At 72.9% G+C, this 23,454-nt stretch carries 22 protein-coding genes; 16 read left to right on the top strand and 6 right to left on the bottom strand.

Features of this window, described 5'->3' with window-relative positions; translation table 11 throughout:
• The first annotated feature begins 15 nt into the window (after nucleotides 1-15).
• Genes K2F47_RS26660 through K2F47_RS26605 form a run of 12 tightly spaced genes read left to right on the top strand, consistent with a single transcriptional unit; the run spans nucleotide 16 to nucleotide 12,154 of the window.
• The gene (locus tag K2F47_RS26660) at nucleotides 16-957 is read left to right on the top strand and encodes an ABC transporter permease (RefSeq protein ID WP_242908105.1); all 942 of its coding nucleotides are present in this window, start codon (nucleotides 16-18) and stop codon (nucleotides 955-957) included.
• The gene (locus K2F47_RS26655) at nucleotides 954-2,870 is read left to right on the top strand and encodes a dipeptide/oligopeptide/nickel ABC transporter permease/ATP-binding protein (protein WP_242908103.1); all 1,917 of its coding nucleotides are present in this window, start codon (nucleotides 954-956) and stop codon (nucleotides 2,868-2,870) included. Before K2F47_RS26660 ends, K2F47_RS26655 begins: the two co-directional genes overlap by 4 nt.
• On the top strand, nucleotides 2,863-3,672 hold the full coding sequence (locus K2F47_RS26650) for an ABC transporter ATP-binding protein (protein ID WP_242908101.1): 810 nt from the start codon (nucleotides 2,863-2,865) through the stop codon (nucleotides 3,670-3,672). Before K2F47_RS26655 ends, K2F47_RS26650 begins: the two co-directional genes overlap by 8 nt.
• The gene (locus tag K2F47_RS26645) at nucleotides 3,654-5,195 is read left to right on the top strand and encodes a carboxylesterase/lipase family protein (protein ID WP_242908099.1); all 1,542 of its coding nucleotides are present in this window, start codon (nucleotides 3,654-3,656) and stop codon (nucleotides 5,193-5,195) included. Before K2F47_RS26650 ends, K2F47_RS26645 begins: the two co-directional genes overlap by 19 nt.
• Nucleotides 5,192-6,151, top strand: a complete 960-nt coding sequence (locus K2F47_RS26640) for an alpha/beta hydrolase (protein WP_242908098.1) — start codon at nucleotides 5,192-5,194, stop codon at nucleotides 6,149-6,151. The genes K2F47_RS26645 and K2F47_RS26640 overlap by 4 nt, the downstream gene beginning before the upstream one ends.
• Entirely contained in the window at nucleotides 6,148-7,638 is a 1,491-nt protein-coding gene (locus K2F47_RS26635) for a CocE/NonD family hydrolase (RefSeq protein WP_242908096.1), read from the top strand. The genes K2F47_RS26640 and K2F47_RS26635 overlap by 4 nt, the downstream gene beginning before the upstream one ends.
• Before the next feature lie 53 nt (nucleotides 7,639-7,691).
• Nucleotides 7,692-8,363 carry a GntR family transcriptional regulator gene (locus K2F47_RS26630; RefSeq protein WP_242908095.1) on the top strand — a complete coding sequence of 224 codons (672 nt, stop codon included), beginning with the start codon at nucleotides 7,692-7,694 and terminating at the stop codon, nucleotides 8,361-8,363.
• Nucleotides 8,360-9,163 carry a carbon-nitrogen family hydrolase gene (locus K2F47_RS26625; RefSeq protein WP_242908093.1) on the top strand — a complete coding sequence of 268 codons (804 nt, stop codon included), beginning with the start codon at nucleotides 8,360-8,362 and terminating at the stop codon, nucleotides 9,161-9,163. Before K2F47_RS26630 ends, K2F47_RS26625 begins: the two co-directional genes overlap by 4 nt.
• The gene (locus K2F47_RS26620) at nucleotides 9,160-9,813 is read left to right on the top strand and encodes a DUF2848 family protein (RefSeq protein WP_242908091.1); all 654 of its coding nucleotides are present in this window, start codon (nucleotides 9,160-9,162) and stop codon (nucleotides 9,811-9,813) included. Before K2F47_RS26625 ends, K2F47_RS26620 begins: the two co-directional genes overlap by 4 nt.
• A complete protein-coding gene (locus K2F47_RS26615) occupies nucleotides 9,813-11,255 on the top strand; it encodes a 4-hydroxyphenylacetate 3-hydroxylase family protein (RefSeq protein ID WP_242908803.1) in 1,443 nt (480 codons plus the stop codon). Before K2F47_RS26620 ends, K2F47_RS26615 begins: the two co-directional genes overlap by 1 nt.
• Nucleotides 11,256-11,269: 14 nt before the next feature.
• The gene (locus K2F47_RS40900) at nucleotides 11,270-11,614 is read left to right on the top strand and encodes a cupin domain-containing protein (RefSeq protein ID WP_272497511.1); all 345 of its coding nucleotides are present in this window, start codon (nucleotides 11,270-11,272) and stop codon (nucleotides 11,612-11,614) included.
• Nucleotides 11,615-11,623: 9 nt separating this feature from the next.
• A complete protein-coding gene (locus K2F47_RS26605; protein ID WP_242908090.1) occupies nucleotides 11,624-12,154 on the top strand; it encodes a flavin reductase family protein in 531 nt (176 codons plus the stop codon).
• Between the two features lie 10 nt (nucleotides 12,155-12,164).
• Here the strand turns inward: K2F47_RS26605 and K2F47_RS26600 are convergent, their stop codons facing one another.
• Entirely contained in the window at nucleotides 12,165-12,350 is a 186-nt protein-coding gene (locus tag K2F47_RS26600) for a protoglobin domain-containing protein (RefSeq protein ID WP_242908089.1), read from the bottom strand.
• Nucleotides 12,351-12,369: 19 nt separating this feature from the next.
• Between K2F47_RS26600 and K2F47_RS26595 the strand changes: the two genes are divergently transcribed.
• Nucleotides 12,370-12,543 carry a hypothetical protein gene (locus K2F47_RS26595; RefSeq protein ID WP_242908088.1) on the top strand — a complete coding sequence of 58 codons (174 nt, stop codon included), beginning with the start codon at nucleotides 12,370-12,372 and terminating at the stop codon, nucleotides 12,541-12,543.
• Nucleotides 12,544-12,549: 6 nt separating this feature from the next.
• On the opposite strand, the gene K2F47_RS26590 is transcribed toward K2F47_RS26595, so the two are convergent.
• On the bottom strand, nucleotides 12,550-13,563 hold the full coding sequence (locus tag K2F47_RS26590; RefSeq protein WP_242908087.1) for a hypothetical protein: 1,014 nt from the start codon (nucleotides 13,561-13,563) through the stop codon (nucleotides 12,550-12,552).
• Between the two features lie 249 nt (nucleotides 13,564-13,812).
• Here K2F47_RS26590 and K2F47_RS26585 point away from each other — a divergent pair, with 249 nt between their 5' ends.
• The 3 genes from K2F47_RS26585 (at nucleotide 13,813) to K2F47_RS26575 (ending at nucleotide 18,222) form a co-directional block, all read left to right on the top strand.
• Entirely contained in the window at nucleotides 13,813-15,636 is a 1,824-nt protein-coding gene (locus K2F47_RS26585) for an asparagine synthase-related protein (protein WP_242908086.1), read from the top strand.
• Between the two features lie 109 nt (nucleotides 15,637-15,745).
• Entirely contained in the window at nucleotides 15,746-16,987 is a 1,242-nt protein-coding gene (locus K2F47_RS26580) for a metal-dependent hydrolase family protein (protein WP_242908085.1), read from the top strand.
• A gap of 17 nt (nucleotides 16,988-17,004) precedes the next feature.
• On the top strand, nucleotides 17,005-18,222 hold the full coding sequence (locus K2F47_RS26575) for a PucR family transcriptional regulator (protein WP_242908084.1): 1,218 nt from the start codon (nucleotides 17,005-17,007) through the stop codon (nucleotides 18,220-18,222).
• A 4-nt stretch (nucleotides 18,223-18,226) separates the two neighbouring features.
• Here K2F47_RS26575 and K2F47_RS26570 read toward each other — a convergent pair whose 3' ends face one another.
• The 4 genes from K2F47_RS26570 to K2F47_RS26555 are packed head-to-tail and all read right to left on the bottom strand — an operon-like array spanning nucleotide 18,227 to nucleotide 23,389.
• Nucleotides 18,227-19,996, bottom strand: a complete 1,770-nt coding sequence (locus K2F47_RS26570) for an ABC transporter ATP-binding protein (RefSeq protein ID WP_242908083.1) — start codon at nucleotides 19,994-19,996, stop codon at nucleotides 18,227-18,229.
• Complete coding sequence (locus K2F47_RS26565) at nucleotides 19,993-20,811, bottom strand: ABC transporter permease (protein WP_242908081.1); 819 nt, start codon at nucleotides 20,809-20,811, stop codon at nucleotides 19,993-19,995. Before K2F47_RS26565 ends, K2F47_RS26570 begins: the two co-directional genes overlap by 4 nt.
• Entirely contained in the window at nucleotides 20,808-21,761 is a 954-nt protein-coding gene (locus K2F47_RS26560) for an ABC transporter permease (protein ID WP_242908079.1), read from the bottom strand. Before K2F47_RS26560 ends, K2F47_RS26565 begins: the two co-directional genes overlap by 4 nt.
• Nucleotides 21,761-23,389 (bottom strand): ABC transporter substrate-binding protein, encoded by a 1,629-nt coding sequence (locus K2F47_RS26555; protein WP_242908077.1) that lies wholly within the window; start codon nucleotides 23,387-23,389, stop codon nucleotides 21,761-21,763. The genes K2F47_RS26560 and K2F47_RS26555 overlap by 1 nt, the downstream gene beginning before the upstream one ends.
• Nucleotides 23,390-23,454 lie beyond the last annotated feature (65 nt).

Genomic DNA, 23,454 nt, shown 5'->3' with positions numbered 1-23,454 from the left:
AGGAAGGAATGCCTGATGAAACGCATTCTGATGCGCAGGCTCCTGCTGTCGGTGCCGCTGCTGTTCGTGGCGTCCGCCGTGGTGTTCGTCCTGCAATCGCTGATCCCCGGTGACGCGGCGAGCCAGCTGGCGGGCCTCCAGGCGACGCGGGAGGACGTCCTGCGGCTGCAACAGCAACTGCACCTCGACGAACCGGTCTGGGAGCAGTACTGGCGCTGGCTCGGCGGCGTGTTCCACGGCTCGCTCGGCACGTCGCTGACGAACCGGGAGCCCGTGACGGCCGCGCTCGGCGCGCGGCTTCCCGTGACGCTCTCGCTCGTCCTCGGCGCGACGCTCCTCGCCACCGTGCTCGGCGTCGCCCTCGGCGTCCTCGCCGGACGGGCCGGGTCGTTCGCCGGGCGGGTGATCGACCTGCTCAGCGTCGGCGGGCTCGCGGTCCCGAGCTTCTGGCTCGGCCTGCTGCTGATCTCGCTGATGAGCGTGCGGCTCGGGCTCCTCCCGGCCACCGGGTACGTCCCGTTCACCGACTCGCCGAACGCCTGGGCGCAGTCGCTGCTGCTGCCGGTCACCGCGCTCGCGCTGAGCGGGGTCACGGCGGTCGCGAAGCAGACGCGGGAGTCGATGCTGGACGTCCTGCGCCGCCCCTACATCGACAACCTGCGGGCGAACGGCGTGCCCGAACGGCGGGTCGTGTTCCGGCACGCGCTGCGCGGCGCCGCGATCCCGATCTGCACGATGTCGAGCATCCTCATGGTCGGCGCGCTCGGCGGGTCGGTCGTGATCGAGCAGGTCTTCGGGCTGCCCGGGCTGGGCAGCCTCGCGGTCAGCGCGACCGGCTCGAAGGACATCCCGGTCATCCAGGGCGTCGCGGTGTACTTCACGCTGCTGGTCGTCGCCGCCAACCTGCTGACCGACATCGCCTACCTGCTGATCGACCCCCGGGTGCGGGCCTCATGACCGCGATCACCGAGGCCGCGACCGGCGTCCCGACCGGCCGTCCGGGGCTCGCGCGCCGCCTGCTCCGCCGCCCGCTCGCGGCGGGCGCGCTGCTCTACCTGGTCACTGTCGTCGTGCTCGCGGTCTTCGCGCCGCTCCTCGCCCCCTACGGGCCGCAGGAGGCCGACCTCACCCGGGTCCTCGCGACGCCGTCCGCCGACCACTGGCTCGGCACCGACTCGCTCGGACGCGACGTCGCCGCGCGGCTGATGTTCGGCGCCCGCCCCGCGCTGCTCGGCGTGCTCGTGACGGTGGCGGTCGCCGCCGCCCTCGCGGTCCCGGTCGGGCTGTCGGCGGCGCTGGCCCGCGGCGCCGACCGGGTCGTGTCGCCGCTGGTGGACCTGTTGATGTCGGTCCCGGCGATCGTGGTGCTGCTGATGGTGCTCGCGACCTTCGACCAGCAACTCCTCGCCGCGATGGCGGCCCTCGGCGTGCTGACCGCGCCGGGGCTCGTCCGCGTCGTCCGCGCCGCCGCGCTGACCGTGGCGGAGGAACCCTACGTCGCCGCCGCCCGCGTGTACGGGGTCGGCAGGGTCGGCATCGCGCTCCGCCACGTCCTGCCGCGGATCGTGGGCCCGGTCCTGGTCAACCTGGCGCTCGTCGCCGCGACGGCCCTGCTCACCGAGACCGGGCTGAACTTCCTCGGCCTCGGCGTGCACCTGCCGGAGGCGAGTTGGGGCGGCATGGTCGCCGACGCCTCCGCGGTGATGAGCAGGCAGAACTGGATGCTGGTGCCGACCGGCGGGGTCGTCGCCTGCACGGTGGTCGCGCTGGTGCTGCTCGGCGACGGCGTCCGGGACGCCACGGCGGAGGGCTGGGCCCGCCCGGTTGCCCGCGCGCGGAGGCCGTCCCGAGTACAGGAGGAGAGCCGCGTTCCGGTCGCGCCCTCGGACGCCCTGCTGAGCGTCGACGGCCTGACCGTCGCGTTCACCGGAGCCGACGGGCGGCCCGTCCCGGTGGTCGAGGACGTGTCGTTCGAGCTGCGGGCCGGCGAGACGCTCGGCATCGTCGGCGAGTCGGGGTGCGGCAAGACGATGACCGGACGCGCCGTCCTCGGGCTGCTGCCCGCCGGGGCACACGTGACCGGCGGGTCGATCCGGATCGGCGGCACAGACGCCACCGCCCTGGGCCGCCGCGAGCGCGCCGCGCTGCGCGGCTCGACGATCGCGTTCGTCTCCCAGGAGCCGATGGCCGCGCTCGACCCGCTGTTCACCGTGGGGAGCCACCTCGCCGAGGCCGTCCGCGTCCACACCGGGGCGGGACGGGCGGACGCGCGGCGGCGCGCCGTCCAGCTGCTCGACCAGGTGCGGCTGCCCGACCCGGACCGCGTCGCGCGGATGTACCCGCACCAGCTGTCCGGCGGGATGGCGCAGCGCGTCGCGATCGCGATCGCGCTCGCGGGCGGCCCCCGGCTGCTGATCGCCGACGAGCCCACCACCGCGCTCGACGTCACCGTCCAGGCGGAGATCCTGCGGCTGCTGCGCACGCTGCGGGAGGAGACGGGGATGGCGATCCTGCTGATCAGCCATGACTGGGGGACGGTCGGCGAGCTGTGCGAGCGGACCCTCGTCATGTACGCCGGGCAGGTCGTGGAGTCGGGGCCCACCGCCGAGGTCGTCGCGTCCCCGCGGCACCCCTACAGCGAGGGCCTGCTCGCCGCGAACCCGCAGCTCGGCACGCCCGGCACGGCGCTGCGGGTCATGCCGGGCGGGGTCCCCGCGCCCGGCGAGTGGCCGGCCGGCTGCCACTTCGCGGCACGCTGCCCGTACGTGATGGACGCGTGCGTCACCCACCCGATCGCCATGGCGGGGACGGCCGAGCACGGCGGCCGCTGCCTGCGCCCGGCGCCCACGAAAGCAGGCAGGGATGGCTGAGCCGCTGCTGACGATCGACAACCTCACCGTCCGCTACCCGCGCCGGCGCGGCGGGCCGGTCACCGCGCTCGACCGTGTCTCGCTCACCGCGGGCCACGGGCGCACGGTCGGCCTGGTCGGCGAGTCCGGCTCCGGGAAGTCGACGCTCGGCAAGGCGATCCTCGGCCTGGTGCCGGTCAGCGACGGGACGATCACCTTCGACGGCCGCGACATCACCGGCGCCGGGCGTCGCGAGCGCCGCGAGCTGAGCGGGCAGATCCAGGTGGTGTTCCAGGACCCGTACGGCTCGCTGAACCCGGTCAGGCCGATCGGCCGGGCGCTCGGCGAGCCGCTGCGCGGCCGGCGGGGCCTCGACGGGCGCGCCGTCCGGGCCCGGGTGCTGGAGGCGCTGGAGCGCGTCGGCCTCCCGGCCGCGGCGGCGGACCGCTACCCGGCCGAGTTCTCCGGCGGCCAGCGGCAGCGCATCGCGATCGCCCGCGCGCTGGTCGTGCGGCCGCGGCTGATCGTCTGCGACGAGCCGGTGAGCGCGCTCGACCTCTCCCTGCAAGCGCAGATCCTCAACCTGTTCAACGAGCTCAAGGCCGATCTCGGGGTCGCCTACCTGTTCATCTCGCACGACCTCGGCGTCGTCCGGTACCTCGCCGACGACCTGGTCGTGCTGTACCGCGGCTCGGTCGTCGAGTCCGGCGCCACCGCGTCGGTGTACGCCGATCCCCGCGCGGGCTACACCAGGCGGCTCATCGCCGCGATCCCCCGGGCCACCACGCACGAGAAGGCGCCCCAATGCAGCAGCGAGTCATAGTCGAGACCACGTCCGGGAAGGTGGGGGGCGTGCGGCACCGCGGCATCGCGTCGTTCCTCGGCATCCCCTACGGCGCGCCCACCGGCGGCCCGGCGGCGCGGTTCCGCCCGCCGGAGCCCGCGAAGCCCTGGCACGGCGTGCGCGAGGCGACCGTGTTCGGCCCCGCCGCGCCGCAGAACGACATCCGGCTCGCGGCGACCGGCTCGTGGGTCGAGGCGCTCGACTACTTCTACCCGCGTACCGGCTCGGCGCTGGAGGGCGTCCCGATGGGCGAGGACTGCCTGGTCCTCAACGTCTGGACGCCGGACGCGGCGCCGCCGGGACGGCGTCCGGTCATGGTGTGGCTGCACGGCGGCGGCTACCAGCACGGCGCGGGCTCGGAGTCGCTGTTCATGGGCGACCGGCTCGCCCGGCTCGGCGACGTCGTCGTGGTCACCGTCAACCACCGGCTCGGGATCTTCGGCTACCTGGCCCTGGACGCCCTCCTCGGCGCGGAGTTCGAGCACGCCGGGACCGCCGGGCTGCTCGACCTCGTGCTCGCCCTCGAATGGGTCCGCGCCAACATCGACGGGTTCGGCGGCGATCCCGGCAACGTCACCGTGTTCGGGCAGTCGGGCGGCGGCGACAAGGTGCGCAACCTGATGGCGATGCCGGAGGCGTCCGGCCTGTTCCACCGGGCGGTCGTCCAGAGCTCGCCGGGCCCGCTGCCGCGGTCGGCCGGGGCGGGACGGGAGCTCGCCGAGCGCGCCGTCCACCTCGCGGGGCTGACCCCGGCGCGGGCCCGGGAGCTGACCACGTGGACCACCGGCCCGCTCCTCGAACTCCAGCGCGCCCTCACCGGGGACGTCATGGGCGGCTTCACCTTGGACCGGGACCCGCTCGACGCGGCCCAGGCGTCCTTCGCGCCCGACATCGTCGCCCCCGACCTGCCGCATGGCGGCGTGCCCGTCCTCATCGGCCACACCACTCACGACGCCTCGCTCATCCTCTGCAACGCGCCGGAGTACGCGACGTTCTCCGATGCCCAGCTGACCGCCTGGGCGGCGGCGAGGTTCGGCGCGGACGCGGCCGGCGTCCTCGCGGGCTACGACGACCGGGTCGGGTGCGAACCGGCACGGCTGCGCCTGGCCCGGATCGTCACGGACATGACGTTCGCGCCCGCCGCGATCACACTGGCGTCGCGGCTGTCGACGCGGCACCCCGTCCACTGCTACGAGTTCGCCTACGAGACGCCGATCCTCGGCGGGCTGCTCGGCGCCGCCCACAGCCTCGACCTGCCGTTCGTGTTCCACAACGCCGAACTGTCACCGCTCGCGGGCGACCGCGCCGACCGCCGCCAGGTCTCCACGCGCATGGCGCTGGCATGGACGGCCTTCGCACGCGACGGCGACCCGAACCACCGCGACATCCCGTCGTGGGAGCCCTACACCACCGAGACGAGGACCACCATGCGAATCGACAGCACCTGGACCCCGTACGCGGGCCAGGACCCGCGCGACCTTCCGAAGGGGGCGGGCGCATGACCGTCCCACCCCCGCAGGGTCTGCCGCCGAACGAGCCGGGTCCGCCGCCGGAGCCCCGGCGCGTCACCGGTTCGGCCGTGGCCTACGACCTGTACGCGGACGCCGTGGTGGCGCGCGTCCCCGGCTACCGCGAGCTGACGCTGAACCTGCTGCGTCCCGTGCGCACCGAGCCTGCTTCTTGTGGGGGGACGACCCCCCACACCCCCCGGAACGGCCTAGTTCCACTAGTCATCTGGATTCACGGCGGCGCCTACCTCGGCGGCACCCACCGGGAGATGCCGCCGCCGCTGAAGTCGGCCCGGCTCGACGAGCACCTGCTCGGCGCGGGCTTCGCCGTCGCGCACGCGAGCTACCGCTTCAGCGGCGAGGCGCGGTTCCCCGCCCAGGCGCTCGACGTCCGCGCGGCGATCCGCTGGCTGCGCCGCAATGCGAGTCCGCTCGGGATCGACGCGGCACGGTTCGGCATCTGGGGCGAGTCGGCGGGCGGGCACCTGGCGGCGCTCGCCTGTCTCGCGCCCGATTTCGCCTTCGACGGCGACGAGGAAGTGCCGGGCGACGACGCGTCCCTGCAAGCGGGGGTCATCTGGTACGCGCCGAGCGACTTTCTCACGATGCAGGAGCAGACGGGGCCGGACGGGGTCGTCGACCACGACGCCCCCGGCTCGCCGGAGGCGCTGCTGCTCGGCGCGCCGATTCCCGCCGCGCCCGCTGCCGCGAGGGCCGCGAGTTCGGTGACCTACGCGCACGCGGACGCGCCGCCGATGCTGCTGGTGCACGGCGGCGCGGACCGGGTGGTGCCCGCCGCGCAGAGCGAGGAACTGCACCGCGCGCTCGACGAGAGCGGGGCCGACAGCCGCCTCTCGATCGTCGCCGGGGCCGACCACTGCTTCGTCGGCGTCGACGTCGAGCCCCTGGTCGTGCAGGCGGTGGCGTTCTTCGAGGAGAAGCTGTGTTGACGGAGTCCGTCCGGCCCGCCCGGATTCCGCGGCCGCTTCCGCTGACCGTCGAGATGAGCGACGGGGGACGGTTGTCGGTGCTCCGCTACCCGTCCTCGACCGGCGCGCCGGCCCCGGCGGTCGTGGTGATCACGCCGTACCGCAAGGAGTCGGCGATGCACATGGAGCTGCTCGCCGGTCCGATCGCCGAGGGCTACGAGGTGCTGGTGGCGGACGTCCGGGGCTTCGGCGGCTCCACCGGCGCCTACCACGGCGTCCTGTCGCCGCGCGAGATCGACGACGGCGTCGAGTTGCTGGAGTGGATCGCCGCCGCCGGCTTCTGCACCGGCCGGACGGCGCTGGTCGGCGGGTCCTACTCGGGCCTGAACCAGCTGCTGATCGCGCGCCGCGAACCCCGGGGCCTGCGGTGCATCGCGCCGTGGGTGGCGCCCGCCGACACCTACCGGGACATGTGGAAGCGCGGCGGCATCCCGTCGCACACGTCGTGGGGCGCGGGCGTGTTCCTGAACAGCCAGCGGCCGGAGTCCCAGACGGACATCCTGCGGGCCTTCTACCAGGACATCGTCGGCACCGCGTTCGACGGCGAGACCTTCCGCGCCACCTCCGCCGACCTCGCCTCGATCCGCGTGCCCGCGTTCTTCGGGACCGGCTGGTTCGACTACTTCCTGGCGGGCACCGTCCGCGCGTTCCGGGCGCTCCCGGGGCCGAAGCGCCTCCAGATCGGCCCGTGGAGCCATGAGCCCTTCCTCACCGAGGAACGCCGGGAGGAACTGTCGCGATGGCTCGGCTACTGGCTGCGCGACACCGGCGAGGACCCCTGCGCGCCCGAGGGCAACGCCGTGCTGTGGTGCGTCGGCGCGGACGAGTTCCACACCCGGGGCGGCTGGCCCGCGACGTCCGACATCGACTGGTGGCGGTGGGAGCCGGTCGATGGTCCGGCGGCGGTGCCGATCCTGCCGTCGATCACCAGCGTGCCGCCGCCTCCTCCCACCGACGTCCATCTGATGGTGGACGTCTCGACGAACTCGGGGTTCCGGCTGTGGGGCGAGGCCGCCGCGTTCGACTCGGCGCCGTGCGAGGAGCCGGTGCACCTGCTCGGGCCGGTGGCGCTGCACGCGGTGCTGGTCACCGAGGGATGCGCCGACTTCGACCTCAACGCGCGGCTGTCGGTCGTGGGGGCCGACGGCGATGTCCGGCAGCTCACCGAGGGACGGCTTCGCGCGTCGCATCGCGCGCTCGACGAGCGCCGCAGCGAGCACACGTCCGACGGTGAGGTCGTGCTGCCGGGGCATCCGCACGAGACGGCCGAGCCGGTGCCGGACGGCGAGCCGGTGCGGCTCGTGGTCGAGATCTACCCGGTCCACCTGCGGCTCTCGCCCGGCGAGCGGCTGCGGCTGGGCGTGACGCTCACCCGGAGCGACGCGAGCGACGTCCCGGTCGAGGCGACGCTGCTGCCGGCCACCTTCGTGCTGCTCCCACGCGGCTGAACTGCGGAAAGAGGCTGTTGCATTGATGTCGACGTGTTGTATACATTACGCCTATGAGTAGCACACGAGGGGCGCGGCCACGGGAGAGCGCACAGGACGCCACGTACCGGTGGCTGAAACGCCATATCGGGTCGCTGCCGCGGCAGGAGGGGACGTTCCTCACCGAGGCGGAGGTGTGCGAGGCGACGGGGACGTCGCGGACCCCGGTGCGGGAGGCGCTGCTCCGGCTGGAGACCGAGGGCTTCCTGAAGATCATGCCGAAGAAGGGCGCCTTCGTCCCGCCGGTGTCGGACGCCGAGATCGAGGCCGTCATGCAGGCCCGCGAGCTGGTCGAGGACTGGTGCGTGCGCCGCGTCGCGCCGCTCGCGCGGGAACTGGAGCCCGAGCTGGCGGAACTGGTCGCGCGCCAGGAGGAGCTGCTGGACGACCCGGTCGCGTTCATCGAGTGCGACCGGGCGTTCCACCGCGCGATCGTCCGGACGGCGGGCAACCCCGTGCTGGCGGAGTTCTACGAGTCGCTGCGCGACCGGCAGGTCCGGATGGGGCTGCGGGCGATCGCGGCGGCCGAGGACCGCGCGCGGGCCGTGCTCGCCGAGCACGGCGCGATCGTCGAGGCGATCGCGTCCGGCGACCCGCTGCGCGCCGCCCAGGCACTGGCCGCGCACCTGGACGGGACGCTCGGCGTCCTGCGCCTCCCCTCGGTCGCGAACTGGGACGGCCGATGACGCGCGTCGCACTCGTCCAGGTCGCGAGCCCCGCGTCGGAGCCACCGGCCTGGCGCAGGGAGCGCGTCGGACGGATGGTCGCCGACGCGCGCGGCGCCGACCTCGTGCTGCTGCCCGAGCTGTGGACGCCCGGCTACTTCGCGTTCGACCGGTACGCCGAGCTGGCCGAGCCGCTGGACGGCGACACCGTCACCGCCGGTCGGCAGTGGGCCCGTGACCTCGGCTGCTTCCTGCATCTCGGCAGCGTCCTGGAGCGGACGCCCGAGGGCCGCCTGCACAACACCGCCGTGCTCATCGACCCGTCGGGCGCGGTCGTCCACACGTACCGGAAGATCCACGTGTTCGGGTACCGGTCGCGCGAGGCCGAGCTGCTCGCGCCGGGCGACACGGTCGGCACGGCCCCGTCCCCGCTCGGCGCGCTGGGCGCCACCACCTGCTACGACCTGCGCTTCCCGGAGATCTGGCGGGCGCTGGTGGACGCGGGCGCCGAGACGGTGGCGGTCCCGGCCGCGTGGCCCGCGCGGCGCCGCGCGCACTGGCGGCTGTTCACCTCGGCCCGCGCGGTCGAGCAGCAACTGCTCGTCCTGGCCTGCAACGCGGTCGGCGCGCAGGGGGACGTGACGCTCGGCGGAGCGTCCCGCGTGGTCGACCCGTGGGGCACGGTCCTCGCGGAGGCGGGCGACGCCGAGGAGATCCTGTACTGCGACGTCGACCCGGACGTGGTGGCGCGGACCCGCGAGGAGTTCCCCGTCCTGCGCGACCGGCGCCCGGTGCGCGTCGCCGAGGCGGTCCGGCCATGAGCGCGCTGACGATGCGGGTCGGCGCGGACGAGCTGCGCTGCACGCCCGACCACCTGATCATCGCCGGGTACACCGGACGCGACGAGGCCGCGACCCGCGCGCACATCGAGGAGCTGGCCGCGATCGGCGTCCCGGAGCCGCCGACGGTCCCCGCGTTCTACCCGCTCGACCCGGCGCTGCTGACCAGCGGCCCCACGATCGCGGTGGCGGGCGGGAACACATCGGGGGAGGTGGAGCCGGTCCTCGTCCGGCACGCGGGGCGCCACTACCTCGGCGTCGGCTCCGACCACACCGACCGCGACATCGAGCGGACCGACATCGCCGCCGCGAAGGCCGCCTGCCCGAAGCCCGTCGGCGACCGGTTCGTGGAACTGCCCGCCGACGGCTCCTGGGACGGCGTCCGCGTCGAGAGCACCGTCGACGGCCGCCCCTACCAGTCCGGTTCCCTCGCCGCGCTGCGCACGCCGTCCGACCTGCTGGCACGGCTCGCCGCCGCGTGCGGCGACCTCCCCGGCGACCTGGTCGTCTTCGCCGGGACGCTGCCGCTGCTGGCCGGCGCGTTCGTGCCGGGACGCCGCTGGAGCCTCGCCCTCACCGCCGGCGACACCACCCTGACCTGTGACTACGAGACCGAACGGAGGGCACTGTGATGCGCACGGGAGCCGAGTACCTCACCGCCCTGAAGGACACGCGCGAGATCTACCTGGACGGCGCGCGCGTCGCCGACGTGACCGCCCATCCCGCGTTCGCGCCGATCGCCGCGACGATGGCCGAGCTGTTCGACCTCGCCGCCGACCCCGCGAACAAGATGACCTGCCACGCGCCGGAGAGCGGCACGGAGGCCAACCTCGTGTTCACGATCCCGCGCAGCCGCGACGACCTCGCCGCCCGGCGGCACGCGATCGAGACGTGGGCGCGGCACACCCACGGCTGGGTGGGCCGCAGCCCCGACCACGTCGGGTCGTTCCTCGCCGCGTTCGCCTCCTCGCCCGAGTCGTTCGCCGCCGGACGCCGCGACCTGTCGGCGAGCGTGACCGGCTACCACCGGCGGCTGCTGGAGGAGAGCCTGTACGTCTCGTACGCGATCATCCCGCCGCAGGTGTCGCGGGCGGCGACCGCGCACGCCTGGGACGGCGAGTTCGTCCAGGCGGGCGTGGTCGAGGAGCGGCCGGACGGGATCGTCGTGCGCGGCGCGCAGATGCTCGCCACCGGCGCCGCCGTCGCCGACGAGATCTTCATCTCGTGCATCAAGCCGCTCACCGCCGACGACCGGGACTTCGCCGTCGGGTTCACCGTCCCGGTCTCCGCCGACGGCCTGAAGCTGTACTGCCGCCGCCCGTACGCGACGACCGGCGCGTCCTACGACTACCCGCTGTCCACGCGCTACGACGAGACGGACGCGCTGGTCGTCCTCGACGACGTCTTCGTCCCCTGGGAGCGCGTCTTCGTCGACCGCGACGTGGACGGCCTCCGCCGCCAGTTCTTCGACACCGGCGCGCACCTCCTCGGCAACTGGCAGGCGCAGATCCGGTTCGCGGTGAAGCTCCGGTTCATCGGCGGCCTCGCCGGCAAGATCGCCGACGTCAACGGCGTCGGCCGCATCCCCGGCGTCCAGGAGCGGCTCGGCGAGCTGGCCGGGCTGGCGTCGCTGGTCGAGTCCGCCGTGTACGCGGCCGAGTACCGGGCCGCGCCCGACGCGAACGGCATGTGGCGGCCGGACGCCCGCGCGGTCTACGGCGCGATGGGCCTCCAGGCCGAGCTGTACCCGCGCGTCCTCGCGATCCTGCGCGACCTCGCGGGCGGCGGGGTGCTGCAACTGCCGTCCAGCGTCGCCGACCTCCACAACCCCGCGACACGAGCGGATATCGACCGCTACGTCCAGTCACCCGGGGTCGAGGCCGTCGAGCGGGTGAAGCTGTTCAAGCTCGTCTGGGACGCGGTCGGGTCCGAGTTCGCCGGGCGCCACCACCAGTACGAGATGTTCTACGCCGGCGCGCCCTTCGTCGCGAAGGGCTACGCCTACCGCAACTTCGGCTACGACAGCGCCATCGCCGACGTCGACGCGTTCCTCGCCGCCTACACCGCCGCCTGACCCGGAGGACCGCCATGGCCAAGCCCGAACACGAGTTCTTCCCCGCCGCCAAGATCGGCTTCACCCCCTGCGCGGGGGATGTCCGCGAGCTCACCGAGCGCGTCCTGGCAGCCGACGCCGCCTCCGGCGTCGCCACCCGCATGCTGCGGTTCGAGCCCGGGACCGACACCACGCCGAACGGCGTCCAGACGCACGACTTCTGGGAGGAGGTCTACATCCTCGAAGGCTCGATCACCGACCTGCGGCTCGGCGAGACGTTCACCGCCGGAATGTACGCGTGCCGCCCGCCCGGCATGGAGCACGGGCCGTGGCGCAGCGACGACGGATGCCTCACCTTCGAAGTCCGCTACCGCCCCTAAGGAAACCCCATGTCTTCTGCCGCTCCGACGAGCCGTGCCGTGGACCCGGCGACGATGCGACGCGTGATGGGCCGCTTCGCCACCGGGGTCGCCGTCATCACCGCGTTGGACGCCTGCGGCGACCCGCACGGGATGACCGTCAACTCGCTGACCTCGGTCTCCCTGGACCCGCCGCTGCTGCTGGTCTGCTTCGGCGTGCGGGCCCGCACCGCCCTCGCGGTCGCCGAGTCCGGACGGTTCGCCGTCTCGGTCCTCGCCGCCCGCCAGGAACCCATAGCGCTGCGGTTCGCCGGACGCGGCGAGGACCACTTCGCCGGGCTGCCGCTGACCTACGGCGAGCACGACGTCCCGGTCGTCCCGGACGCGCTCGCGCACCTGGAGTGCACGGTCGAGCGCCGCGTCGCCGCCGGAGACCACATGGTGGTGTTCGGCGCGGTGCGCCGCACCTGCGACCGCGAGGGCCCGCCGCTGGCGTTCCTCGGCGGCCGGTTCGGCGACTTCACCCCCCGCGGCCACCAACCCCCGTCCTGGTTCTTCTGAACCCTCCGGGTCACCAGGCGGGACCGGCGTAGGGCTGCGACCACAGGGCCACCTGGAGCGTGACGGCCTTGAACCACGCCTGGAACATCGCCTCGACCTGCTCCTCGCCGTCCCCTCCGGCGGCGAGGAAGGGACGGATCGTCGCGGTGATCGGATAGATGAACGCGACGAGGTGGCGCAGCGGAATATAAGCCACCGAATCGGCGCCGTCGGTCGTGTCCCTCCAGGACCGCCGCGCGATCCCGGTGGCCCGCATGTGCCTGACCTGCACCTACTTCCGCCCGAACGCCCACCCCGGCACCGACCGCCCCCACCACTGCGCCTTCGTGGACAACCCCTTCGACGACGGCGAACTACGCCTGGAATGCCCCGACCACCAACCCCCCTGACCCGCCTCAGCCGACGATGCGGAAGATGCCGATGTCGTCGTCGTTGACACCGGCTTTGGTCGACTGGTTCAAGGACGCCTCCACGCCGACCCAGCCGTGGAAGCCGCCGTCGTCGTCCACCACCTGGATCATGGGTTTGACGTGGGAGTTTCCGGTGTAGCAGTCCTCGTTGCGCGCGTCGGCGAGTTCGATGTGCCAGTGCCACAGGGCATCGCGCCGATGTCCCGCCGGGGCGTCGGCGGGCGAGATGTAGTAGGCGGTGTGGGTGGCGCCGGCGTTGCTGGTCGTCTGGGCGCCGAGGCATTGGTCGCCGTCGCAGCGGTTCCATTTCCGCACCCAGAATGGTGCGCCGTCGCCGTGGTCGATGTAGCCGGTGTAGCCCGTCTCGGGGCTGTACCGGGTCTTCCAGAGGTAGTACCGGTGCACGAGTTCGGCGTGCTGCGCAGCGGCGATCACGGTGGCCGGGACGCGGGCGGTCCAGGGGGCGTTGCTTCCGTTACCGAAGCCCAGGGTTGCCCCGAAGTTGTTGCCGGTCAGTTCGATACCGCTGAGCTTGCCGCCGGCGAGCGAGCTGATCTTCCAATCCTCGTGTTGGCCGTCGGTCCAGGTGACGTTCAGGGAGTCGTTCGCCACGGTGTAGGTACCGCGTTGTTCCTGTGCTGTTTCGGTCGTCTGCCAGCCTGCCGCGGTGAGCACCGTGCAGTCCCGTCCGGCGCAGTTCTCGGCCGGGACGCCGGTGCTGGCCCGCCTGACACGGATGCGCTGCGACCAGTACCAGTCCTGTGCGGACACGGTGCCGTCCGCTGCGAACGTGTACTGCCCGAGGCGGACCCAGTTCGTCGTCGAGGCGGCGTCGAGCCCGCCGATGGCGACGGCGAAGTTCGTCTTTTCTAACGGCAGCCGCGCCGTTTCTGCATTTGATGTGCCGTGCGGGGCGCTGATGAGGAGCGTTACGGCGCACAGAATGAGCGCTCGTCCAGAATGAGGCGACATTTTTCTCCTTGGGATGGCCGTGTCCATGCGCCATGGCGACCATGGCGCTTAGGAGGGACGATGTCAAAAGTCGCGCCCGGAGCTTTGCCGAGAGGGGTGACGGTTGCGACCTGGAACGGCCGGGCTACTCAGGGTGTGGAAAGCGGCGTAGGACGCGGATGGCCTGTTACGGCCACTAAAGCTGATGAGAACGCGATGGGCGGCGGATATCGCGAGAATCTGGCGGTCGGATGGGGGTTCGACCGCCCTCAGTCTCATCAGAGGAGCGGAGTGCGCGTGCGCGTCTACCTTGTCCTGGTCACTCGCGAAGCGCGTGAGCGGATTCCTCCGCTGGCATTATGGACGGCACGTCGCGCCGTGCACGAAGCGTTTCCGGTTCCCGCGGACGTCGTCAGGCCGGTCGAGTGGGTGGCGCCCGGCGGGCAGGTCGCGTTGCTGGGGTGGTCGAATGAGCCGGAGCACGAGTTGCTGCCCGAGACCTTGGTCAGCGGCGGCGGATGGCGGCTTGGACACTGCGGTTATCTGGCCGAGCCCAAGCGGGACGTCGACCTCCTGCTCGCTCGGGATGACCTGGCCGGTACGGCTTCTGAACTGGGCGGTGTGTTCTCCATCTTTCGGGCTGGGGCGAAAGGGGCCGAGGCCGCGACCGCCATGGCGAGGGTCTGTCCCGTTTATCACGCCGAATCCGGCGGGCTGCGGGTGATGGGTAGTCGCGCATTGCTGGTTCACCTGGTGGCCCAGGCCGTGCGTACCGGGCGGGAGGATCCCGAGGTCGAACTCGAGGTGGAGGCGCTGCATCCGCTCGTCCGGCACGGTTTCTATTGCAATGACGACACGCCTTTCCGGGGGGTGCGGGCACTTCCGGCGGGTTCGTTGATACGGGCGATGCCGGGCGAGCCGACCGTTGTCCGGCAGCAGCCTTCGCCGCCGACGCAGGAGACCCCGCGCAACGGTAAGGGACGGCGCGAGCTCGTCCGCCCGCTTGCCGAGGCGCTGGTCGCCTCGGCCGCACCGCTGGCCCGGCACCGGGATCCGGTGACGCTCGCCCTGTCGGGAGGGCGCGACAGCAGGTTGATGGCGGCCGTGTTGAAAGCGGCCGGTGTCGCGTTCACCGCCTCGACCCACGGGTTCGCCGACGCCCCGGACGTCATCCTCGGCACGCGGGTCGCTCAAGCACTCCAGATCGAGCACCACGTGGAGTTGACCGTCCCCGAGGACCGTAAGGAATTCGTCGAAGTACAGCATCCGCTCGCCCGGACGCACGACCTCATCCGCATGTGCGAGGGCATGAACTCCGCGTATGAGAGCGTGAACCGGTACCGGCCGTACACGCTGGCTCCGCGCACGTCGGGATCGGGCGGCGAGACCTTGCGCGGTGGTTTCCTGTACGACCAGGACGACATCAGTAGTGACGGCCTCCAGAAGCGGGTCAGGCTTATATTTCACGCGGCCGAGCGGTTCATGACCTCCACTGCCAAAGAGCGGGCCGCTGTGGAGCACCTGCCATGGGCCGAGCGGGCGAGGAGCGACGGCTTCGATGTCCTTGACAAGCTCTACCTGCATTACCGCACGGGGCGATGGATCGTCGGATCGCACACCGCGACGCTGATGAACTCGCCCTACTATCACCCGTTCTTCGACAATCGGGTCGTCCGTGAGGCGCTGGCTTTGTCGGCGGAATGGCGGCGCAGCGAGTATCCCTTCTACCTGCTCATCCAGGAACTCGCCGAACCGCTGGCGGCGATTCCGCCCGAGGGCAAGCGCTGGCGCTTCGACCGGGGCAGGGCGCCCCGGTTCTTCGGCAGGCGGGCCTGGCAGGCCCGCGCACCCCTGACGGCGCGCGGCGGAACCTCGGGCTTCAACTGGCGGGTCTCCTTCGACCAGAGTTTCCGCGAACTCCTTCTGGAGCAGATCCTGGACGGCCCGGAGGCCCTGTTCGACATCGTCGACCGGGAGGCGTTCACCTCCCTGGTCCGCGACTCCCCGGGGCGATGGGCCAAGCAGATCTGGCACGTCTACACGCTGAGCGTGCTGCTCTCCCGGCAATGGCGGCTCCCCACGCCCGACCTCCCCTCGGTAAGAATCCCCATCCCCAACTGAGTGCGACGTTTGTTGTTGTTCTGGATTGGGGGGCGCGACCGATGTCGCTGGCGATGGTCGTGTGCGCGCGGGAGGGTGGGGGAGGACTGCGGTATCGGAGGAGGCGGCTATGACGACCACGCTCGCGCTGGCGGGAGCCGTGCTCATCGACGGGACGGGAGCGGATCCCGTCTCGGGGCGGGTCGTCGTCGTGGAGGACGGGCTGATCCGGGAGATCGCGCGCACGGTCCCGGAGGGGGCGGAGGTTCTCGATCTGGCCGGGTGCACGCTGACGCCGGGGCTGATCGACGCGCATACGCATCTGGGGCTGTCCACCGATCTTCAGGACCTGGTCACCGGTCAGGTCTCGGCCGCCGAGATCGCGGCGGCGATCTTCGGGGCGGCCGAGCGCGCGCTCCGGGAGGGGTTCACCACGGTTCGCGACGTCGGCGGGATCGACATCGGGGTCGTGCGGGCGATCGGGTCGGGCGCGGTCCGCGGGCCCCGGGTGCTCACGAGCGGGCCGATCCTGTCGCAGACGGGCGGCGGCGGGCATTACGCGCCGCCCTGGGAACCGGCCTGCAACTGGGAGGCCCGCGACATGCCCGGGCTGCTGGGCATGAGCCTGCTGGCCGACGGCAGGGACGGGACGCGGCGCGCGGCGCGGGAGGCGTTCCGGCGCGGCGCCGACTTCCTGAAGCTGATGGTCACCGGGGCGGTGCTCGCCCACGGCGACGAGCTCGATTACACGCAGTTCAGCGTCGAGGAGATCGCCGTCGCCGTCCAGGAGGCACGGGCCCGTAACACGTATGCCACGGTGCACGCGCACAACAACGCCGGTATCCGCAACGCGCTTGAGGCCGGGGTGAGCTGTGTGGAGCACGGCAGCCGGCTCGACGAGCGGACCGCCGCGGAGATGCGGAGGCACGGTGCGAGCCTGGTGCCGACCCTGTCGGTCACCCACGCGATCATCGCCTCGCCCGAGGCGGTGGGCCTTCCGCAGGAGACGGCCGGACGCGCCGAGACCGTCCTGGACGGCATGCGGCAGGCGATCCTCGTCGCGCGGGAGGCCGGGGTGCGGATCGGCTCCGGCTCGGACCTGATCGGGCCCGACCAGTCCGGGCGCGGACGTGAGCTCGTGTGGAAGGCCGAGCTGCTCGGCCCGATGGACGCGCTCGTCGCGGCGACCCGCACGAACGCGGAGATCCTGGGATTGGACGACGAGGTGGGCACGGTCGCGCCCGGCAAGTCCGCCGATCTCGCGGCGTTCGACGGCTCCCCGCTGGACGACCCGTCGATCTTCGCCGACCCGGCACGGCTCCGGCTGGTCGTCCATCGGGGACGGGTCGTTTCAGCCGACCGTAACCGGTGAAATGTGCCACATAAACTATGGACGTGGTGTGGGAGCTGCAACGTCTCGTCGACGGGCTGGCGGAGCGCTCGCGGCGTTCGGTGGCCGTCGACGACCCCCGGCTGCGCCTGCTGGCCTACAGCGCCCACCACACGAGCGTCGACAGCGCGCGCAAGCAGTCGATCCTGCAACGGCGGGTGCCCGACGAGCTGGTGAAGTATGTGCACCGGCACGTCCCCAAGGGGTCGGACGAGCCGTTCCTGCTGCCGCTGCGTCCCGACCTCGGCCTCACGATCGAGCGGTTGTGCGTGCCGATCCGGCACCGGAGCACGCTGCTCGGGTTCCTGTGGGTGCTGCTCACCGAGCCGCCGGACGACCGGCTGCTGGAGCGGGTCCGGGACGCGGCGCTGGAGGCCGGCGACGTCCTGTTCCGTGAGAGCTTCATCGAGCAGATCGCGCACAGCCGGGAGCGCGAGCTGGTGCGGGACCTGTTCAGCCACGACCGGCCGGTGCGCGAGTTCGCCGCGTCCGAGCTGATCGACAACGACCTGTTCGCGGGCGGCGCGGCGACGGTGCTCGTGGCGGCCGGGCCCACCGCCGACGTCTTCCAGGACGACCGGCGCGTCGCGATGGAGCTCGCCCTGCAACGCACCCGCCGGGAGTTCCCCGCGCGGCACTGCCTGCACCTCGTGCGCCCCGATCACGGGCTGCTCGTCGTCGTCCCGTCCGGGACGTCCTGGCCGAGTCGCCGGCTGCCGGAGGTCGGCGCGATCCTCCGCCGGCACTACCTCGCGGAGCTGGGCGAGGACGAGCGGGTCTGGGTCGGCATCGGCGCCCCGCAGGCCGCGCTGGCCGACCTCGACAACTCCTACGACCAGGCGTTGCGCGCGGTGGACGTGGCGCGCTTCGTGCGCACGCTCGGCGCCGTCGTCCGCACCGAGGACTGCGGCGTGTACGGGCTGCTGGCGGAGATCCCCCGCGACCGGCTCCGCAAGGTCGGGCTGCACCCCGGGTTGCAGTCGCTGCTGGCCCAGGACGACCCGCAGATCCGCACGATCATCGCGACCGTGGAGAGCTACCTCGACAACGCCGGGGAGGTCAAGGCGACGGCGGAGCTGCTGAACATCCACCGCGCCTCGCTCTACCTGCGGCTCCGCCGGTTCGAGGAGCTGGCGGGCATCGACCTGCGCAACGGCGACGACCGGCTGGTGGTGCACCTCGGGCTGAGGCTGGCCCGGCTGACCGGCCGCCGCTGACGCGTCAGCCGGCGAGCCAGCCGGGGGTCCCGGTCGGGACGGCGTCGATCAGCCGCCGCGTGTACGGGTGTCCGGGCCGGTCGAGCACCGGGCCGCAGTCGCCGGATTCGACGACCTCGCCCCGGTAGAGCACCGCGACGCGGTCGGCCACCTGCCGCACCACGGCCAGGTCGTGGCTGATGAACAGCATGCTCTGGCCCCCGGCCTGCAACGCGCGGAACACCTCCAGGATCTGGGCCTGGACGGAGACGTCCAGCGCGGCGACCGGCTCGTCGCAGACCAGCAGCCGGGGCCGGACGGCGATGGCGCGCGCGATCGCGACCCGCTGCCGCTCCCCGCCCGACAGCGCGGCGGGACGCCGGGACGCGTAGTCCGAGGGGAGGCCCACCCGGGCGAGCAGGTCCGCGACGCTCTCGCCGGAGTCCCCTTGCCGCAGCGCCTCGGCGAGCGCGTATCCGATGGTGTGGCGCGGGTTGAGCGAGGAGTACGGGTCCTGGAACACGCACTGCACGAGCCGGTGCGCCGATCCGGTACCCGGTTGGGGCGGGAACACCGTGGTTCCGGCGATGTCGATGCGTCCCTCGTCCGGGCGCTCCAGGCCCAGTACGCACCGGGCGAGCGTCGTCTTGCCCGACCCGGACTCGCCGACCACCGCCACGCTCTCCCCGGCGCCGATCCGCAGCTCCACGCCTTTCAACGCGGTCACGGCCGTGCGGTCGGGCCCCCGGAACGCCTTGCCGAGCCCGGAGATCCGCAGCACCTCGCCTCCCGGCTGCCCGGCTTTGCGGAGCGGGACGGTCGCCAGGTGTTCGGCGGCGAGGTCGGGCTGGATCTCCTGGGTGCGGTGGCAGGCGGCGGCGTGGTCCTCGGCGAACCCGAGGAGCTTGGGACGGCTCTCCAGGCAGGGATCGGCCCGCCAGGCGCAGCGGTCGGCGAAGGCGCACCGGCCCGTGACGGCCCCGGCCTGCGGGACCCGCCCGGGGATCGTGCTGAGCACGCCGCGCCGCTGGTCGAGCGGGGGTTCGGCGGCCAGCAGCGCGGCCGAGTAGGGGTGGGCCGCGGCCGTGCGGACCGCCCCGGGCGGGCCCGACTCCACGATCGACCCCGCGTACATGACGAGGACGCGGTCGCAGAGCGAGAAGGCGACCCGCAGGTCGTGCGTGATGAGCAGCAGGCCCATCCCGCGCGTCCGCTGGGTGCGCCGGATCAGGGTCAGCACCTCGCGCTGGGTGGTCGCGTCCAACGCGGTCGTGGGCTCGTCGGCCACCAGCAGACGGGGGTCGGCGGCGAGGCTCGCGGCCAGCGCGACCCGCTGCCGCAGGCCGCCGGACAGCTCGAACGGGTAGCGGTCGGCGACGGCGGCGTCGGTGATGCCGACCTCCGCGAGCCGTTCGGCGATCTCCGGACGGGTGAGCCGCTCGTGCCCGTGCGCGCGCCGGGTCTCGTCGAGGTGCGTCCGGACGCGGGTCACGGGGTTGAGCATGGTGAAGGGGTCCTGGAGCAGCAGTCCGATGCCCGATCCGCGCAGCGTGCGCGCCCTGCGGCCGGGCTTTGCCGGAAGGGCCGCGCCGTCGAAGCGGACCTCGCCGGACGCGGTGAGCCCGGGCGGCAGCAGGCCCACCAGCGCCTTGGCGGTCAGCGACTTGCCGCTGCCCGACTCGCCGACCAGCGCGACGCTCTCGCCCTCGCTGATGGTGAGGTTCACGCCGTCCACCAATAGACGGCTGGGACGCGCGGTGACGCGCAGGTCGGCGACGTCCAGCAGCGGGCTCATGCGGTGGCCCGGTCGAGCAGCCGGTCGCCGAGGATGGTGACGCTCACCGCGACGAGGACGATGAGCAGCGCGGGCGTGACGCTCGCCCAGGGGTTGACGTCCAAGAGGGTCCTGTTCTCCGAGAGCATGCGGCCCCAGTCCGGGGAGCCCGCCGGCGACCCCAGCCCGAGGAAGGACAGCGCCGACAGCGACACCAGCGCGTACACGAAGGTCAGCAGGCAGTTCGCGACGACCGTGGGCAGCACGTTCGGCAGCAGGTGCAGGACGGCGATCCGGCTCCGGCGCAGGCCCAGCACCTGCGCCGCCTCCAGGTAGGGCAGGCCGCGCTGGGTCAGCACCACGCCCCGCACGACGCGGGTGTCGACGGGGATCGCCAGCACCATCAGCGTCCCGACCGCCACCGGGTAGCCGCCGCCCAGCACGCCGACGACGACGATCGCGATCAGTCCGACCGGCAGCGAGTAGGCGAAGTCGGCGCAGCGCATCACGACCGCGTCGACCCAGCCGCCGAGGAAGCCCGCGAGCAGCCCGAGTGCGGTGCCCGCGAGGGTCGCGGCGAGCGCGACGGCGATCGGGCCGACGATCGCGTCCCGGGTTCCGGCGAGGACCCTGGACAGGATGTCGCGGCCCAGTTCGTCGGTGCCGAGCAGGTGGTCGCCGCCGGGCGGAAGGGCGGTGTCCATCAGTTCGCCGTGCCCCGGGTTCATGGGGGCCAGCGCGTCACCGGCGACCATGACGACGGCGAACACCGCGACGATCAGCGAGGCGACCACCACGAGCGGGCTCCACCGGCGCGGGCTCAGGCGGGCGTTCATGCGGCCGCCCGGCGCAGGCGCGGGTCCAGGGCGAGGTAGGCGAGGTCCACCAGCAGGTTGACGCCGATCGTCGCGGCCCCCGCGACCAGCGCGACCCCCTGGACGACCGGGACGTCCTTCGCCGCGACCGCGTCCATGATGAGCGCGCCGAGGCCGGGCAGCGAGAACGTCACCTCGACGAGGACGGCCCCGGTCATCGCGTACGCGAGCACCAGCCCGACGGACGTCGCCACGGGCACGGCCGTGTTCCGGAGCGCGTAGCGTCCCCACACGACCCGGGACGGCAGCCCGCGCGCCCGCGCGAACGTCAGGTAGTCGCGGGACACCACGTCCAGCCCGGCCGCCCGCGTCTGCCGGGTGACCAGCGCGATCTGGGACAGCGCGAGCGCGACGGCGGGCAGCGTGAGGTGGCGGATCCGTCCGCCGACGCCGGTGCCCGCGCCGAACACGGGGAACCAGCCGAGCCTGACCCCGAAGACGTACAGCAGCAGGGTCCCGACCGCGAAGCTGGGCGCGCTGACGGCGAGCACGGCCCCGGCGGTGACCGCCCGGTCGGCGGCGCGCTCGCGGCGGGCCGCGGCCAGCAGCCCGAGCGGCACGCCCAGCAGCACGATCAGCAGCGTGGCGTAGCCGGCCAGCTCCAGCGTGACCGGCAGCCGCTCGCCGATCCGGGCGGTCACCGGCTCGCCGGTCTGCGCCGAGTCGCCGAGGTCGCCGCGCAGCAGGCCGCCCAGCCAGTGCGCGTAGCGGAGGGGGAACGGCTGGTCGAGGTGGTTGCGCGCCCGGATGGCGGCGAGGAGTTCGGGCGTCGCGGGACGGCTGCCGAGCAGCGCCCGTTCGGTGGAGCCCGGGGCCATCGCCAGCAGCCCGTAGACGGCGAGCGAGATCCCCAACAGCAGGCAGGCCGCGATCGGGACGCGCCGCGCGATCAGCCGGGTCGCCGGGCCCATCAGGCGGCCGGCTTCAGGCGGGTGGCCCACTGCTGGGAGAAGTTGAGCCAGACGCTGTGGTCGCCGTCGAGGACCAGCCGCCGGTTGAGGGCCAGGCCGCTGTCGGTGTAGAAGAGCGGCGCGTAGGGCTGCTGGTCGGCGAGGATCGCGTCGATCCGGCGCAGCCCGGCGACCGGGTCGGGACGCTTCGCCGCGCGCTGCTGGGCGAGCAGCGTCTCCACCTCGGGCGTGCTGAAGCCGGACGTGTTGAACCCGTTCTTGATCTGCTCGGTGCCGAGCACGAGCGAGGGAATCCCGGCGGGATCGGGATACTCAGGTGTGTAGGGCACGAGTTGGAGCCCCAGCTTCTGGTGGCTGTAGAGGTTGCCGAGGTACTCCTGGAAGGGCACCTGCTTGGGGGTCAGTGCGATGCCCAGCGGCTTGAGGTTCTGCTGGAGGCTTTGCAGGACGTCGCCGAGCCACTTCATCGACGCCGGGTAGGGCACGGTCACCTGGAAACCCTGCGGATGGCGCGACGACGCCAGCTCGGCCTTGGCCTTCGCGAGGTCGAAGGCCGGTTCGGGCAGCCCGGCGTAGAGGGACCGCACCTGGTCGGCGGCGGCCAGGTCGCCCCAGCTCTCCGGCGGGGTGATGCTCCGGGCCACCCGGGCGTGCCCGCCGAACAGCGCCCTGGCGAGGCCGTGGCGGTCCACCGAGAGCGCGACCGCGCGGCGGACGTGGACGTCGTCGAAGGGCGGCGTGGCCATGTCGAACGACAGGTAGACCGTCTGCGGCGAGGGCACCCACCGCACGGCCACCGTGCCCCCGTCGCGCCAGCGCCGGGACTGCGACGGATCGGACAGGAACGTTCCGTCCACCGCCCCGGACCTGACCGCGAGGCGCAGCGTCTCCGGGTCGCTGACGACCTTGAACTCCAGCTTGCGGACAGCCGCCCTCGGCCCCCACCAGGACGGGTTCCGCACCAGCGTCGCGCCGGTCGCGGCGGAGAACGACTCGACCTTGTACGGCCCGCTGCCCATCGTCCCGGCCTGCGGGGTGCCGAGGTCCTTGGGGTGCGCGGTGGCGAACGCCTTCTGCACGACCTGCCCGGCGAGCGCCGGGATGTAGCGGAAGAAGGGGTCCGGCCTGCTGAGCTTCACCGTCACGGTGGCGGAGTCCGTCGCCTTGACGCTGCTGACGGCGCCGAAGTAGGTGGCGAACTCGCTGGCGACCTTCCGGTCGGCGTGCCGCGCGAGGGAGAAGGCGGCGTCCTCGGCGGTGACCGGCCGCCCGTCCCAGAACCTCGCGTCGGTGCGGAGCTTGTAGACGTAGGTGAGGGGATCGGGCCGGCTCCAGGACGTCGCGAGGCCGGGGACGATCCGTCCCGACGCGTCCAGGTAGAGCAGCGAGTCGTAGACCTGCTCGTAGACGAGGGCGGACTTGCCGTCGTAGCCGTGCGCCGGGTCGAGGCTGCGCGGCGCGCCGTCCAGGCCCCAGGTGACCTTGGCGATCTCGCCGGTGCCCGCCTTGGCCGGACGGCCGGACCCGGACCGGTCGCCCGCGCCGCCACCGCACCCGGCGGCCGGCAGCAGCGCCGACGCTGCGATGATGGCTGACAGGCGGTGCCAGCCGCTGATGGGACGGTTCATGGATCTGCCTCCCTGCCTGCGGCACTTGGGGAGAACCTAGAAGCCGTCCGGCCGGGAAACGACCG

The organism is Actinomadura terrae (genome assembly GCF_022751215.1).
Classification (GTDB): Bacteria; Actinomycetota; Actinomycetes; order Streptosporangiales; family Streptosporangiaceae; genus Spirillospora; species Spirillospora terrae.
Note: the sequence above shows the minus strand (reverse complement) of the source record. Positions and strands in the feature narration are given on the sequence as shown.

Excerpts from the sequence above, each read along its gene's own strand:
- K2F47_RS26625 (WP_242908093.1), top strand. The coding sequence starts at position 8,360 with ATGACGCGCGTCGCACTCGTCCAGGTCGCGAGCCCCGCGTCGGAGCCA.
- K2F47_RS26660 (WP_242908105.1), top strand. The coding sequence starts at position 16 with ATGAAACGCATTCTGATGCGCAGGCTCCTGCTGTCGGTGCCGCTGCTG.
- K2F47_RS26575 (WP_242908084.1), top strand. The coding sequence starts at position 17,005 with ATGGACGTGGTGTGGGAGCTGCAACGTCTCGTCGACGGGCTGGCGGAG.
- K2F47_RS40900 (WP_272497511.1), top strand. The coding sequence starts at position 11,270 with ATGGCCAAGCCCGAACACGAGTTCTTCCCCGCCGCCAAGATCGGCTTC.
- K2F47_RS26590 (WP_242908087.1), bottom strand. The coding sequence starts at position 13,563 with ATGGACACGGCCATCCCAAGGAGAAAAATGTCGCCTCATTCTGGACGA.
- K2F47_RS26630 (WP_242908095.1), top strand. The coding sequence starts at position 7,692 with ATGAGTAGCACACGAGGGGCGCGGCCACGGGAGAGCGCACAGGACGCC.
- K2F47_RS26570 (WP_242908083.1), bottom strand. The coding sequence starts at position 19,996 with ATGAGCCCGCTGCTGGACGTCGCCGACCTGCGCGTCACCGCGCGTCCC.
- K2F47_RS26650 (WP_242908101.1), top strand. The coding sequence starts at position 2,863 with ATGGCTGAGCCGCTGCTGACGATCGACAACCTCACCGTCCGCTACCCG.
- K2F47_RS26605 (WP_242908090.1), top strand. The coding sequence starts at position 11,624 with ATGTCTTCTGCCGCTCCGACGAGCCGTGCCGTGGACCCGGCGACGATG.
- K2F47_RS26580 (WP_242908085.1), top strand. The coding sequence starts at position 15,746 with ATGACGACCACGCTCGCGCTGGCGGGAGCCGTGCTCATCGACGGGACG.
- K2F47_RS26655 (WP_242908103.1), top strand. The coding sequence starts at position 954 with ATGACCGCGATCACCGAGGCCGCGACCGGCGTCCCGACCGGCCGTCCG.
- K2F47_RS26620 (WP_242908091.1), top strand. The coding sequence starts at position 9,160 with ATGAGCGCGCTGACGATGCGGGTCGGCGCGGACGAGCTGCGCTGCACG.
- K2F47_RS26640 (WP_242908098.1), top strand. The coding sequence starts at position 5,192 with ATGACCGTCCCACCCCCGCAGGGTCTGCCGCCGAACGAGCCGGGTCCG.
- K2F47_RS26565 (WP_242908081.1), bottom strand. The coding sequence starts at position 20,811 with ATGAACGCCCGCCTGAGCCCGCGCCGGTGGAGCCCGCTCGTGGTGGTC.
- K2F47_RS26560 (WP_242908079.1), bottom strand. The coding sequence starts at position 21,761 with ATGGGCCCGGCGACCCGGCTGATCGCGCGGCGCGTCCCGATCGCGGCC.
- K2F47_RS26555 (WP_242908077.1), bottom strand. The coding sequence starts at position 23,389 with ATGAACCGTCCCATCAGCGGCTGGCACCGCCTGTCAGCCATCATCGCA.
- K2F47_RS26615 (WP_242908803.1), top strand. The coding sequence starts at position 9,813 with ATGCGCACGGGAGCCGAGTACCTCACCGCCCTGAAGGACACGCGCGAG.
- K2F47_RS26645 (WP_242908099.1), top strand. The coding sequence starts at position 3,654 with ATGCAGCAGCGAGTCATAGTCGAGACCACGTCCGGGAAGGTGGGGGGC.